Annotated in this window: 12 protein-coding genes; 7 read left to right on the top strand and 5 right to left on the bottom strand. The window is 69.5% G+C overall.

Going from position 1 to position 12,963, the window contains the following annotated elements; genetic code table 11:
- Nucleotides 1-10: 10 nt before the first annotated feature.
- The 5 genes from ACO0LU_RS13590 (at nt 11) to ACO0LU_RS13570 (ending at nt 6,312) form a co-directional block, all read left to right on the top strand.
- Nucleotides 11-1,324: a lactate racemase domain-containing protein gene (locus tag ACO0LU_RS13590; protein ID WP_424791883.1), complete on the top strand. Its 1,314-nt coding sequence runs from the start codon at nt 11-13 to the stop codon at nt 1,322-1,324.
- 127 nt (nt 1,325-1,451) lie between these two features.
- Complete coding sequence (locus tag ACO0LU_RS13585; protein ID WP_424791882.1) at nt 1,452-2,825, top strand: FHA domain-containing protein; 1,374 nt, start codon at nt 1,452-1,454, stop codon at nt 2,823-2,825.
- Between the two features lie 185 nt (nt 2,826-3,010).
- On the top strand, nt 3,011-4,741 hold the full coding sequence (gene leuA, locus ACO0LU_RS13580; RefSeq protein WP_424791881.1) for a 2-isopropylmalate synthase: 1,731 nt from the start codon (nt 3,011-3,013) through the stop codon (nt 4,739-4,741).
- A 57-nt stretch (nt 4,742-4,798) separates the two neighbouring features.
- A complete protein-coding gene (gene recO / locus ACO0LU_RS13575; protein WP_424791880.1) occupies nt 4,799-5,530 on the top strand; it encodes a DNA repair protein RecO in 732 nt (243 codons plus the stop codon).
- Complete coding sequence (locus tag ACO0LU_RS13570) at nt 5,527-6,312, top strand: isoprenyl transferase (RefSeq protein WP_424791879.1); 786 nt, start codon at nt 5,527-5,529, stop codon at nt 6,310-6,312. The genes recO and ACO0LU_RS13570 overlap by 4 nt, the downstream gene beginning before the upstream one ends.
- Before the next feature lie 36 nt (nt 6,313-6,348).
- Here ACO0LU_RS13570 and ACO0LU_RS13565 read toward each other — a convergent pair whose 3' ends face one another.
- The 5 genes from ACO0LU_RS13565 to ACO0LU_RS13545 form a co-directional block, all read right to left on the bottom strand.
- Nucleotides 6,349-7,026 (bottom strand): DedA family protein, encoded by a 678-nt coding sequence (locus ACO0LU_RS13565; RefSeq protein ID WP_424791878.1) that lies wholly within the window; start codon nt 7,024-7,026, stop codon nt 6,349-6,351.
- Nucleotides 7,026-7,418, bottom strand: coding sequence for a Fur family transcriptional regulator (locus ACO0LU_RS13560; protein WP_424786183.1), 393 nt, complete (start codon nt 7,416-7,418; stop codon nt 7,026-7,028). The genes ACO0LU_RS13565 and ACO0LU_RS13560 overlap by 1 nt, the downstream gene beginning before the upstream one ends.
- 13 nt (nt 7,419-7,431) lie before the next feature.
- Complete coding sequence (locus ACO0LU_RS13555) at nt 7,432-8,307, bottom strand: metal ABC transporter permease (RefSeq protein WP_424792117.1); 876 nt, start codon at nt 8,305-8,307, stop codon at nt 7,432-7,434.
- Nucleotides 8,308-8,405: 98 nt separating this feature from the next.
- A complete protein-coding gene (locus ACO0LU_RS13550; RefSeq protein WP_424791877.1) occupies nt 8,406-9,176 on the bottom strand; it encodes a metal ABC transporter ATP-binding protein in 771 nt (256 codons plus the stop codon).
- Entirely contained in the window at nt 9,167-10,204 is a 1,038-nt protein-coding gene (locus ACO0LU_RS13545) for a metal ABC transporter substrate-binding protein (protein ID WP_424791876.1), read from the bottom strand. Before ACO0LU_RS13545 ends, ACO0LU_RS13550 begins: the two co-directional genes overlap by 10 nt.
- A gap of 169 nt (nt 10,205-10,373) precedes the next feature.
- Here ACO0LU_RS13545 and ACO0LU_RS13540 point away from each other — a divergent pair, with 169 nt between their 5' ends.
- Both ACO0LU_RS13540 and dusB read left to right on the top strand, forming a co-directional pair.
- Complete coding sequence (locus tag ACO0LU_RS13540; protein WP_424791875.1) at nt 10,374-11,642, top strand: YibE/F family protein; 1,269 nt, start codon at nt 10,374-10,376, stop codon at nt 11,640-11,642.
- 73 nt (nt 11,643-11,715) lie between these two features.
- Nucleotides 11,716-12,942, top strand: a complete 1,227-nt coding sequence (gene dusB / locus ACO0LU_RS13535; protein WP_424792116.1) for a tRNA dihydrouridine synthase DusB — start codon at nt 11,716-11,718, stop codon at nt 12,940-12,942.
- Nucleotides 12,943-12,963: the final 21 nt, after the last annotated feature.

Below are 12,963 nucleotides of genomic sequence, written 5' to 3'. Positions count from 1 at the left end.
GGCTGGGCCCATGTGGTTCCATCACGAGGAGCGTTGGGTCAGCGAGCAGACCATCAAAGACCTGTGCGTCGAACTGATCGACCAGGCTCGTAGCCGGCTGGGGATCGCGGACCTGCGCCGGGTGCTGCTGCTCCCACCCGACATCACCCGGGCACACTCCGGCGTTGGCTGGATCACCGAGCACCTCTATCACCTGCTCACCGACGCCGGGGCGGACGTGCACCTGATCCCCACCCTGGGACAGCACGTGCCACACACCCCGGCGGACAACACCTTCATGTTCGGTTCCGTGCCGCATGAGCGCATCCACGTGCACGACTGGAAGGACGGGGTCACCCACCTCGGCACCGTGCCTGCGGAGAAGGTGGCCGAGTTCACCGGGGGCGCGGTGGACTGGGAGATCCCGATCGACGTCAACACCATGACTGTCACCGGGGACTGGGACCTGATCATCAACGTGGGACACGTGGTGCCGCACGAGGTGCTCGGGTTCGCCAACCACAACAAGAACTACTTCATCGGCCTTGGCGGGAAGCGGCTGCTGGGCGCCTCCCACATGGCCTCGGCCGTCTACGGCATCGAGAACAACCTGGGGAATCTGCTCACCCCGGTGCGCCAGGCGTTCAACTACGCCGAGGAGCACTTCCTGTCCCACCTGCCCGACGTCTATCTGCAGGTGGTGATGGACTACGACTCCGACTCCACCTTGCGTCACACCGGCGTGTACGTGGGGGACGGGTTGGAGACCTATCTGGCCGCTGCCCGCGCCAGCACCGAGCAGAACATCATTCCGTTCGATGAGCCGGTGGACAAGATCGTCGCGGTGATGCAGGCCGATGAGTTTCGCGCCACCTGGGTGGCGAACAAGGCTGTGTACCGCACCCGGATGGCGATGGCCGACGGCGGTGAACTCGTGGTCATCGCCCCCGGTGTCGAGCGGTTCGGAGAGCAACCCGAGGTCGATGCGCTGATCCGCAAGTACGGTTACCTGAGCAAGGAGGAAGTGTTGGCCCACTACGCGGTGGAGGCGGACATGCAGGACATTCCGCACGGCACCGCCCACCTCGTGCACGGCTCACCCGAAGGCCGCTTCACCATCACCTACGCCCCCGGCGGGCTGACCCGGGCCGAGGTCGAGTCCGTCGGCTACCGGTACATGGACCCCGGCGAGGCGCTTCGCCGTTACGATCCCGAGATCATGACCGACGGCTGGAACACCATGGATGACGGCGAACGCGTCTTCTACATCTCCACCCCCTCTGCCGGGTTGTGGGCCACCCGCGAGCGGCTGGCCGCCCGGTCCGCGCACGAGCGACACCACTGAGACCGCCGTCATGAGCCAGCCCCTATCCGGCCAGGCCGTGCCGGGCCGGGCCGGACCGCAGGCACCCGGACCACCGGGCCCGGGCAGGCAGGCGCCCGAGCCGGCGCCATCGCCATGGTCCCCGAGTGTGCGGTCAGCGGTCTACCTGCCCCCGGACGCCCCGTCACGACCCGGGGCGTGGCACCTGCCGCAGGTGCGCGCTCAAGCGCTGCACGCGCTGATCGAGGACGTCGCCGGGTGGCCGCGCAACATCCACGGGTTGTTCGTGCTGCTGCTAGGCATGGCCGGTGCGAGCACGCTGGTACTGGCGACCTCCGGAATGGCGCAGGGGGCGCTTTTCTGGCTCCTGGCCGCTACCGCCTCGGTGGCGCTGCTGGCATGGGTGTTGTGGGGGCTGTGGCTGGAACGCAGCGGGTGGCGGGCCATCGCTGCGGCCGGCCGGTGGCACGCTGCCTACGTACGCGGCACCGGCGCCAGTGGGCACGTCACCACACCCTCGGTGCGGGATGTCTTCACCACCGCGATGGTCGTGCGGATTGCCGTGGCCCTCGGGCTACTCGCCGGCGCTGCTTGGACGCCGGCCTACGCGGCACCGGAGACCGGCGCACGGTCCGGGCACCCGGGTGCCTACCTTGCGGTGGCAGCGGTACTGGCCATCGGCAGCCTGACCGTGCTGGCCGGCCTCGTGGCGATGCTGGTGGCGCTGCGGCGTCGTCCCTCGGCCGAGGCACGCGCTCGCGCACAGGGCCAGGACCGCACGCACGCTGCGCACCCGGAGCAGCCGCAGGTATCTACGGACGGCACCGGCGCCCCGCAGCCGGGCCACGCTGTCACGTTTGGTCCGCCGGGCCAGACGCCTTTGCCCACCGCACACCACCCCGGTTCGCCGGTGCAGCAGGTCCCCCCCGCTGCGCAGGACGTGCCGGGCGCACCGGCCGGGCCCGGACAGCCGGTGCCCTCGACGGGCTGGGCCCAGGAGCCCGGCGCACCGGCGTCGCCGGCCCGCCCTGCTGCGCCACCGCAGCGTCCGGCAGGGGCGAGGAGTGTCGCCCAGGAGACGGGGTACGCCCCGGAAGCCCCTGCCGGGGACGGGGAGGAGTTGGAGCGGACCCGCCTGGCTGCCCGGCTGGGCCCGGTCCCCTCGGAGTCACGCACCCGCGAACCCGGTGGCGTGACCGTGGTGCTCTCGGACGGGCGGCACCTGCCCGGTGAGGCAACCACCCTGATCGGTCGTGATCCGCGGGCCCGGGAGGGCGAACAGGTGGAGGCGCTGCTGCGGGTGGCGGACCAGTCGGTCTCCAAGACCCATGTGCAGATGCGGATCAGCGGCGGCCGCGTCTCCGTCACCGACCGGGCCTCGACCAATGGCACCGTACTGGTGGGCCCGGACGGCACACGGGTGGAACTTGAGCCGTGGCGGGAGACAGCAGTACGGGTCGGCTCCACGGTACGGATGGGCAGCACCGAGATCCTGGTCATGCTGCCCGAGGATGTCTCCTGACCGGCCCGCCATCGTCGACCGGAGTCACCGCGACGACGGGACCGGCCGGCTGCGCTACAGTGGGTACTGTGAGTCATCTCCTGCTCCTTCCTCGCCGCGACGAGGCCTGACCCGGCCGGATCCTCGTCGCGGGCGCTAGCGACCCCGGCTAGAAGGACAAGGACTGGGAAGGACGCAACACAACGATGAGCACTCGCACTATTCACGGCATGCCGGTGGGCAAGTACCGGCCGTTCCTGGACACGATGACGGTGGATCTGCCGAACCGGCAGTGGCCCTCACAGCGGATCGAGCAGGCACCACGGTGGCTCTCCACCGACCTGCGCGACGGGAACCAGGCCCTGATCGAACCCATGGATCCGCAGCGCAAACGGACCATGTTCGACCTGCTGGTACGGATGGGGTACAAGGAGATCGAGGTCGGGTTTCCCGCGGCCAGCAAGGCTGACTTCGACTTCGTCCGCTCCATCATCGCCGATGACGCGGTCCCGGAGGACGTGACGATCTCGGTGCTGACCCAGGCGCGCGAGGACCTGATCGAGCGCACCGTCCGCTCACTGATCGGGGCGCACCGGGCGAACGTGCACATGTACAACGCCACCGCGCCGGTGTTCCGGGAGGTGGTCTTCCGCAACGACAAGGACGGCACGAAACTGCTTGCCACCGCTGGAACCCAGCATGTGATGGACCACGCCGAGAAGTTGCTGGACCCCGATACCGAGTTCGGGTATCAGTACTCCCCGGAGATCTTCTCCGACACCGAGTTGGAGTACGCCCTGGAGGTGTGCGAGGCGGTTATGGACGTGTGGTCCCCCGGCGAGGGCCGCGAGATCATCCTGAACCTGCCCGCCACCGTGGAGCGGGCCACCCCGAACGTCTACGCCGACCAGATCGAATGGATGTCCACGAACCTGTCCCGCCGGGAGTTCGTGTCACTGAGCGTGCACCCGCACAACGACCGGGGCAGCGCGGTCGCCGCCGCCGAGTTGGCCGTGATGGCCGGGGCGGACCGGATCGAGGGTTGCCTGTTCGGTCAGGGTGAGCGCACCGGGAACGTCGACCTGGTGACCCTGGGCATGAACCTGTACAGCCAGGGTATCGATCCGCTGATCGACTTCTCCGACATCGACGCGATCCGCCGCACTGTGGAGCACTGCACCCAGATGGATGTGCACCCGCGCCACCCCTACGGCGGGGACCTGGTCTACACCGCCTTCTCCGGATCCCACCAGGACGCGATCAAGAAGGGCTTCCAGAACCGGGCGTTGCAGGTGGCCGAGCACGGCGAGGACGTGCCCTGGGACCTGCCCTACCTGCCGGTGGACCCGCGCGATGTGGGCCGGGACTACGAGGCCGTCATCCGGGTGAACTCCCAGTCCGGCAAGGGCGGGGTGTCCTATCTGCTGGCCTCCACCCGCAGTCTGGACCTGCCACGGCGGTTGCAGATCGAGTTCTCCCGCATCGTGCAGCGCCACACCGATTCCGGGGGCGGGGAGATGACCGCGGACGCGTTGTGGGCGATCTTCTCCGATGAGTACCTGCCGGCCACACCGGGTAGCGACCTGCGGCCGTGGGGGCGGTTCGAACTCGGCGCCACTCAGGTGATCTCTGCGGGTGACGGCTCCGATGACACCCTGACCGTCACCCTCACCGACGCCTCCGAGCAGGTGGAACTGACCGGGCGCGGCAACGGGCCGGTGGCGGCGTTCGTCGACCTGCTGGCCGGCCGCGACGTCATCGTGCGGGTGCTGGACTACCACGAGCACGCCCTCTCGGCCGGTGGGGACGCCGCGGCTGCGGCATACGTGGAGTGCGAGGTCGGCGACCAGGTGCTGTGGGGGGTCGGCATCGACCCGTCTATCACCACGGCGTCGTTCAAGGCGATCATCTCGGCGGTCAACCGCGCGCTGCGCTGACGGACTCACCGATGGGGCCACCGGGCCTGCCCCGGGGCGATGGTGGACAATGGGGCGGTGCGTACCTATCGGGATGAGGCGATCGTGCTGCGCACCCACAAGTTGGGTGAGGCGGACCGGATCCTGACCTTGCTCACCCGGCACACCGGGCAGGTGCGTGCCGTGGCCAAGGGAGTGCGGCGCACCTCCTCGAAGTTCGGTGCGCGCCTGGAACCGTTCAGCCTGATCGACGTCCAACTCTACTCCGGGCGTAACCTCGACATCGTCACCCAGGTGGACACCATCGCTCCGCACGGTCGGGCGATCGGCTCCGACTACGCCCTGTTCACCACCGCCACCGCGATGGTCGAGACCGCCGGGCGGCTCACCGAGATGGAACGCCAGCCGGCCACCCAGCAGTTCTTGCTGCTGGCCGGTGCGTTGCGCGCCCTCGCTGGGCGTGAGCACGCGATCACGCTGGTACTGGACTCTTACCTGCTGCGGGCTCTGGCGATCGCCGGCTGGGCCCCGAGTTTCGCATCCTGCGCCCGGTGCCAGTCCGAGGGGATCCACCGTGCGTTCTCTGCCGGCATGGGCGGGATGGTGTGCAGCAACTGCCGCCCACCCGGTGCCGCGGCACCGGCCCCGCAGACCGTGGCACTGCTGTCGGCGTTGCTCACCGGCGACTGGGACGTGGCCGACGTCTCGGAGGAGACCCACCGCAAGGAGGCCTCCGGTCTGGTGGCGGTGTACACCCAGTGGCACCTGGAGCGGCAACTACGTTCGCTGCGGATGGTGGAACGGGTGTGAGCGGCCAGGTTCAATCACCACCCGCGCATCCATCGGGAGCCCGGCCCCCGCAGTTGCCGCCCGGCCGGATACCGCGGCACGTGGCGATCGTGATGGACGGCAACGGCCGCTGGGCCAATGCTCGCGGGCTTCCCCGAACCGAGGGACACGCCGCAGGGGAGGCGGTGCTGCTGGACGTGGTGGCCGGGGCGATCGAACTCGGGATCACCCACATCAGCGCCTACGCCTTCTCCACCGAGAACTGGAAGCGCTCGCCGGCCGAGGTGCGCTTCCTGATGGGCTTCAACCGGGACGTGCTGCGCCGGCGCCGCGACGAGATGAACGACTGGGGGGTGCGGGTGCGCTGGGCCGGGCGGCGCCGGCGGCTCTGGCGCAGCGTCATCGCCGAACTCGAGGAGGCCGAGCGGCTCACCGCCAACAACACCGTGTGCACGCTGACGATGTGTGTGAATTACGGTGGCCGTGCCGAGTTGGCCGACGCCGCCGCGGCCCTGGCCCGCGATGCGGTGGCCGGGCGGGTCAATCCGGAGCGGGTCAGCGAGCGGACGTTGGCCAGGTATCTGGACGAGCCCGACCTGCCGGATGTGGATCTGTTCCTGCGCACCGGGGGAGAGCAGCGCGCGTCGAACTTCCTGATCTGGCAGGCCGCCTACGCCGAGATGATCTTCATCCACAAACCCTGGCCGGAAGTGGACCGCCGGGACCTGTGGGAGGCAGCCGCCGCCTACGCCGCGCGGGACCGGCGCTATGGGGCTGCGGTGGACAAGCCCAGCCGTTCCTGACCGGCACCTCCGCAGGCCCGCTCAGGTCCCGAGTCGTCAGGAGGAGGGGGTGATCGGTGCGTCGTCGGAGGCTTTGCGCGCGTGGGCGCACTGGCTGCCGTCCGCGCCCCCGCCGCGCAGGCCCGTGTCGCCGCCGTCAGGCCCTGCCCCGCCGTCGACGTCCCCTGGCTCGACCGGCTCGGTGCCGGTACCGGTGAGCAGAGGTGGCTCCGCGGCCGCCCGGGCACGCTTGCGCCGGATGCGTAGCGCGATCAGCGTGGCGGCCAGGGCCAGCGCCAGGGTCATGGCGATCAGGCCCGCCGGACTCCCGGCCGCTGCGGCGATGATGGCCGCCCACAACCCGAACCCGATGGTGGAGTAGATCGCGGCCCACGCCAGGGATCCGGGAATCTGGGCCAGGATGTACCACAGCAGCGGAATCCGTAGCATGCCGGCTGCGGCCTGCACCAGCGACTGGAAACCCACCGTGACGTAACAGAACGACACCACCGGCAGACCCCAGCGCTGGATGGAACGCACACCCGCATCGGCGCCACCGTCGGAGAGCCAGCGGTGGGCCCGTGCCCGCCACCCGGTGGTCGGTGCGGTCCGCTTCAGCGCCTGCTCGGTGGGGATGCGGCCGATCCAATACATCATCTGCCCGCGCGCCATCGCCATGAGGAACAACACCACGTACACCGCCCAGAAGGGCCCCGTGGTGAAGAAGTTGCCCATCAGCTCTCTCTTCCGGCGCAACTGGCGCAGATGCCGTACAACTCCGCGATGTGTTCGACCTCGACGAAATTGTACGCGCGGGCCACGCTGGCGGCCCACTGCTCGACCAGGTCCGCCCCGATCTCCTCGGTGCGCCCGCACCGCCGGCACAACAGATGGTGGTGGTGCTCGGTCCGCGCGCACCGGCGGTACATCGCCTCGCCCTCGTCATTGCGCAGCACGTCCACGTCCCCGTTGGTGACCATGGTCTGCACGGTCCGGTACACCGTGGCCAGGCCCACCGAGTGGCCCTGGTCGCGCAGCAGATCGTGCAGTTCCTGTGCGGTGCGGAACTCCTCGGACTCCGCGAGCACCTCGGCAACGGCGGCCCGCTGGCGGGTCATGCGCTGCATGGCCTCATCTCTCCTACGTGACGTTGTTCAGCCGGACATCGTCGGCCATCTCGGGGTGGGCCGACCGGTCCCGGGGGCGCCTGGCCTGGATGATCGGGCGCACGGCAGCGATCAGGGCGTACACGCCGATCGCCACCACCACGATCATCGCACCCGGGGCCAGCCGGTGGAAGAAGGTGATCGTGAGGCCCGTCACGCACACCAACGCACCGATCACCATCGCCAGCGCCATTGTGCGACGGAAGGAGGAGGTGATGAGCTGGGCGATCGCGACGGGTACGATCATCAGCGCCGAGACCAGCAACAGCCCGACCACCCGCATCGCCACCGTCACGGTCAGGGCTGCGACCACGGCGATCAGGATGGTCAGCAAGCGGACCGGCAGACCGGTGGAGCGGGCGAACTCCTCGTCCTGGCAGACGGCGAACAGCGCGGTGCGCAACCCCAGACCGACGACCAGGATCGCCGCCGACATGAGGACCGTCACGGTCAGGTCGCTGGTGGACACGGTGGCCAGCGAGCCGAACAGGTAGGCCATCAGGTTGGCGTTGGTGCCGCCGGCCAGGCCGATGATGACCACGCCTCCGGCGATGCCCCCGTAGAACAGCAGCGCGAGCGCCACGTCGCCGCTGGTGGCGCCGCGGGCACGGACCAGTTCGATCAGGACCGCACCGATCACGGCTGCGGCCATCGCGCCTGGGACAGCGTAGGCCTCCATGTCCGTGGCTCCGGTGGCGGCACCCACCAACCATCCGATCGCCACCCCGGTCAGGGCCACGTGCCCGATCCCGTCACCGAGCAGCGAGAGTCTGCGCTGCACCAGGTAGGTGCCCACCACCGGCGCAGCCACGCCCACGATCAGCGCGGCCAGCAGGGAGCGCTGCGTCATCGGGCTGGCCAGCACCGCGGCGAGTTGGTCCAGCAGGCTCGTCGAGGCCAGGTTCGCCGCCGCACTCGCCGTGGTCATCAGCGTTGCCAGGGCAGCGATCATGGCAGTGTCACCTGGAGCGGGTCGGGCGGGCCCTCGTACTCACCGTGCTCGGCGTGCACGTGCTCGTGCTCGGGATGGTCGTGGAACGGGGCGGGCTCAGGCAACTCGCCGTCGTGGACCACGCGCCCCTGTCGGATCACGACCGCTCGATCGATCAGCGGGCGCAACACCCCGAGTTCGTGCAGCACCACCACCGTGGTGACCCCCTGGCGTTTCAGGTCGGTGAGCAGTTCGGCGAAAACCTCCTGGCTCGGGTGGTCCACCCCTGCCATCGGCTCGTCCATCAGGAGCAGGTCGGGGCGTCGGACCAGGGCGCGGGCGATGCTGACGCGTTGCTGTTGCCCGCCGGAGAGGTGATGCAGTGCTTTGCCGCGCTGGTCGGCCATGCCCACTGCGCCCAGCGCGGCCTCGGTGGCGGCTCGTCCCTGCCTGCCCACCCACCAGCGCCGGCGCGACAGCAGTCCGGTGCGAACCACCTCCTCGGCCGTCGCCGGAACTCCGCTGGCCGAGCCCGGGCGTTGCGGGACGTAGCCGATCCGGTGCCACGGCGCACCGCGGCCCAGGGGTGCCCCAAGGATGCGAACCCGACCCGCCGAGATCGGCACCAGGCCCAGGCAGGCACGCATCAGTGTGGACTTACCCGAGCCGTTGGCTCCGAGCAGCGCGACCATCTCACCCTTGCCCACCTGCAGATTGGCCCGATGCAAGATCTGGGCACCGCCCAGGTGCACGTCCACGTCCGTGGCGTTCAGGGTGTTCACGGGCATGTCAGTCCCTCGCCCAAGGCTTGCACATTGGCCTCCATTACCTCGAAGTAGTCGGAGGCCGGCGGATGTAAGTTCTCCAGGGAGTCCAGCGTGAGGACCTGTAGATCGAGTTCGGTGGCCAAAGCGTCGCTGACCCGTCCGGTGGCCAGGGGGTCCACGAAGATCGTGCTCACCTCCTCGGCGTTCACCACGGCGCGGATCTCGGCGAGGCGGGCCGGGGAGGGTTCCACGTGTGGGTCCAGGCCGGCGATGCCGACCTGGGCCAGGTCATAACGCATTGCCAGGTAGCCGAAGGCGAGGTGGCTGACCAGCATCACCTCATCGGAGCAGGAGGCCAGCGTGGTGCGGTAACGCTCATCGAGGGCGTCCAGATCGTTCTGCACGTGTGCGGCGTTGGTCTCGAATGTCTCCGCGTGATCCGGCGCGGCCCGGCCGAGCGCCTCGGCGATCGCATGAGCGGCAGTGGCCATCCGCTCGGTGTCGAGCCAGAAGTGCGGATCCTCCGGACCGTGATCGTGCCCGTCGTGATCGTCCTCCTGCTGGGCCTGCTCCTCGTGCGCGTGATCGTCATGGTCGTCGTGGGCGTGGTCGTCGTGGTCGTCGTCGGAGGCGGTGCCGGAATCCGTGCCCGAGCGGACGGTGGCGGAGGTGTCCTGCAGATCGACCACCTCGGCCAGATCCAGTTCGATTGGCCCGGACACCTGCTCCATGGCCGCATCGACCGCTGGCTGGAAGCCGGACAGGTAGACCACAACGTCGGCCTGCTCGATCATCGCCACATCGACAGGGGACAACTCCAGATCGTGGGGGTCGGCGCCCGGCGGAGTAAGGTCCTCGGCGGTGACCCGGTCGCCGCCAACCTGCTCTGCGAGGAAATGCAGGGGATAGAACGCGGTGAGCACGCTCAGGCTCTCCGCCGTCGGACCGGAGGCAGGTGCCGGGTCGGGGGCGTCGGAACATGCGGCTAGGAGCAGGCCGACGCCCGCCAGGGTCGCCGTGGCTCGGATCCGCGCTGAGCGTACGAACATAGAACCATTCTCATTCCCATTGAGAACCAGTGTCAAAAGGAATGGTGTGCGCCACGCCACGCCGAGCGGACCGATCGGGCGCAATGTGAATCCTCGGGGTTTCGGCGGACGCACGTTTCGGCGGTGTCGCTGCCACCAGGTCGAGCCCATCCGGGGCACAGTGTGAACAATGACGCACGAGCACACCGATACCGAACTCGATCCGGCGGTCGCCCGGCGAACCCGGCGAATCCTGCTGGCGATCGTGCTGCCGCTGCTGCTCGCAACAATCGTGGGCCTGGCGTTCCTGTGGCCGCGGGGGGACACCCCGGTGGGTTCGCAGGAGAACCCGGTGGAGGGTCCGGGGTTCACCACTGCGGTGATCACTGAGGTCACCGGTGAGATCGGCACCGAGGCGATGGCCGAACTGCAGGACGGCACCGAGCGGATCGTGCCGATCCAGGTGCCTCCGGAGATCATCTCCGCCGGGATCGAACCCGGTGACACCATCCGGATCTTCTTCACCACCGGGGCGATGGGCTCCGGCAGCCCGTACGTGTACGTGGACGCGGTCCGGGACGTGCCGTTGTTGCTGCTCACCGGTCTGTACGTGTTGGTGGTGGTGCTGGTGGCGCGGATCCGGGGGTTGATGGCCATCGTCGGCCTGCTGGCTTCCCTGGGTGTGGTGGCGGCGTTCCTGGTGCCGGCGCTGATGTCGGGCGCCCCGGCGATGCTGACCACTCTGGTCGGTGCCAGCGCGATGATGTTCTTCGCGGTGTATCTGGCCCACGGTGTCTCGATCCGCACCACCACCGCGCTGCTGGGCACTTTCATCGGGCTGGCTGTGACGACGGGACTGGCGTGGTGGTCCACGAATGCGGCACGGCTGTCCGGGGCGGGGTCGGACAGCGCGCTGATGCTCGACGCGGTCCTGCCCGGGTTGGGCCTGCGTGACCTGTTGATGTGCGGCATCGTGATCGCCGGGTTGGGCGCGCTCAACGACGTCTCGATCACGCAGGCCTCGGCGGTGTGGGAACTGCACGCGGCGAACCCGGACGCCCCCACCCGCAGCGTGTTCGCCCGGGCGATGCGAATCGGCCGCGACCACATCGCCTCCACCGTCTACACCCTGGCCTTCGCCTACGTCGGCACCGCGATGACCACCCTGATGGTGGTGATGCTCTACGACCGTTCCATCACCAGCACACTCACCGCCGGGGAGATCGCCGAGGAGGTGGTGCGCACCCTGGTCTCCTCGATCGGCCTGGTCCTGGCCATCCCGGCGACCACCCTCATCGCGGCCATGCTGGTGCGCTCCAGCCGCCGCCGTGCGGAGCCGGTCCGGGCCGGCGGCCGGCGAAGCGCCGGGCGTCCCGGCACACCCGTGAGTGTCGAGCACCGGGATGCCGAGATCGAGTCCGACGACAACGGTGCCCATCGCCACAGTCCGGCGACGTAAGCGGTGGGGGTGGCCGGAGGTGAGCGACCGCCCGAGCAGGTCAGGTGATCCGGCTGGGCGGACCGTGGCGGGCATCACCGTGGGCACCGCCTGGCCTGGATGCGAGAATACCCACGTGAATCCCTTGCAGATCGGCTCCATCACCGTGGGCAGCCCGGTGGTGCTGGCACCGATGGCCGGTGTGACCAATGCGCCCTTCCGCGCGCTGTGCCGCCGTGCCGGCGCTGCCGGAATCCCCGAGGGTGCCGCACTGCCGGGGCCGGCACCGGCCGGGCTGTACGTGGCCGAGATGCTCACGTCCCGGGCACTGGTGGAGCGCACTCCCGAGTCGATGCGCATCATCTCCCACGACGCCGGTGAGGCGGTGCGCAGTGTCCAGCTCTACGGGGTGGATCCGGCCACCGTGGGCGTGGCGACGCGGATGCTGGTCGAGGAGGACCTTGCCGATCACATCGACCTGAACTTCGGCTGTCCGGTTCCCAAGGTGACCCGCAAGGGCGGCGGGGCGGTGCTGCCGTGGAAATCCGAACTCTTCGGGGCGATCGTCACGGCCGCCGTGCGCGCCACCGAGGGTAGCGATGTGCCGGTCACGGTGAAGATGCGGATGGGCATCGACGCCGAGCACCTGACCTACCTCGATGCCGGGCTGCGCGCCCAGGACGCCGGTGTGGCCGCGGTGGCACTGCACGGGCGCACCGCCGCCGACCACTACTCCGGCACCGCCAACTGGGACGCGATCGGTGCACTCAAGCAGGCCGTGACCGACATCCCGGTGCTGGGCAACGGCGACATCTGGTCCGCACAGGACGCCTTGGCGATGGTGGCCCACACCGGCTGCGACGGGATCGTGGTCGGGCGCGGCTGCCAGGGCCGGCCGTGGCTGTTCACCGACCTGGTGGCGGCCTTCGCCGGCTCATCGGTGCGGCGCCGCCCCGGTCTGGCCCAGGTGGCCAAGACGATCCGGGAGCACGCCGAGTTGATGGTGACGCACTTCGGTGATGAGGGTAAGGCCCTGCGGGAACTGCGCAAGCACATGGCGTGGTACCTCAAGGGGTTTGTGGTGGGAGGGCCGGTGCGGGCCGCGTTCGGACTTGTGTCCTCTCTCGCCGAACTGGACGACCGGCTCGCTGCGCTGGACCTGGACCAGCCCTATCCCGGTGCCGGGGCTGAGGGGCCGCGCGGGCGCGCCGGGACCCCGAAGGTCCCGCACCTGCCGCAGGGGTGGCTGGACTCCCGGGACCTGGATGAGGAACTGCGAGTCCTGCTGGAACAGGCCGAACTGGGCGTCTCCGGCGGCTGAGCCCCTCCGTGCTCGCCCGCC

It is taken from the genome of Pseudactinotalea sp. Z1748 (assembly GCF_049725185.1).
Classification (GTDB): Bacteria; Actinomycetota; Actinomycetes; order Actinomycetales; family Beutenbergiaceae; genus CALKWS01.
This window is presented reverse-complemented; position numbering and strand designations above follow the sequence as displayed.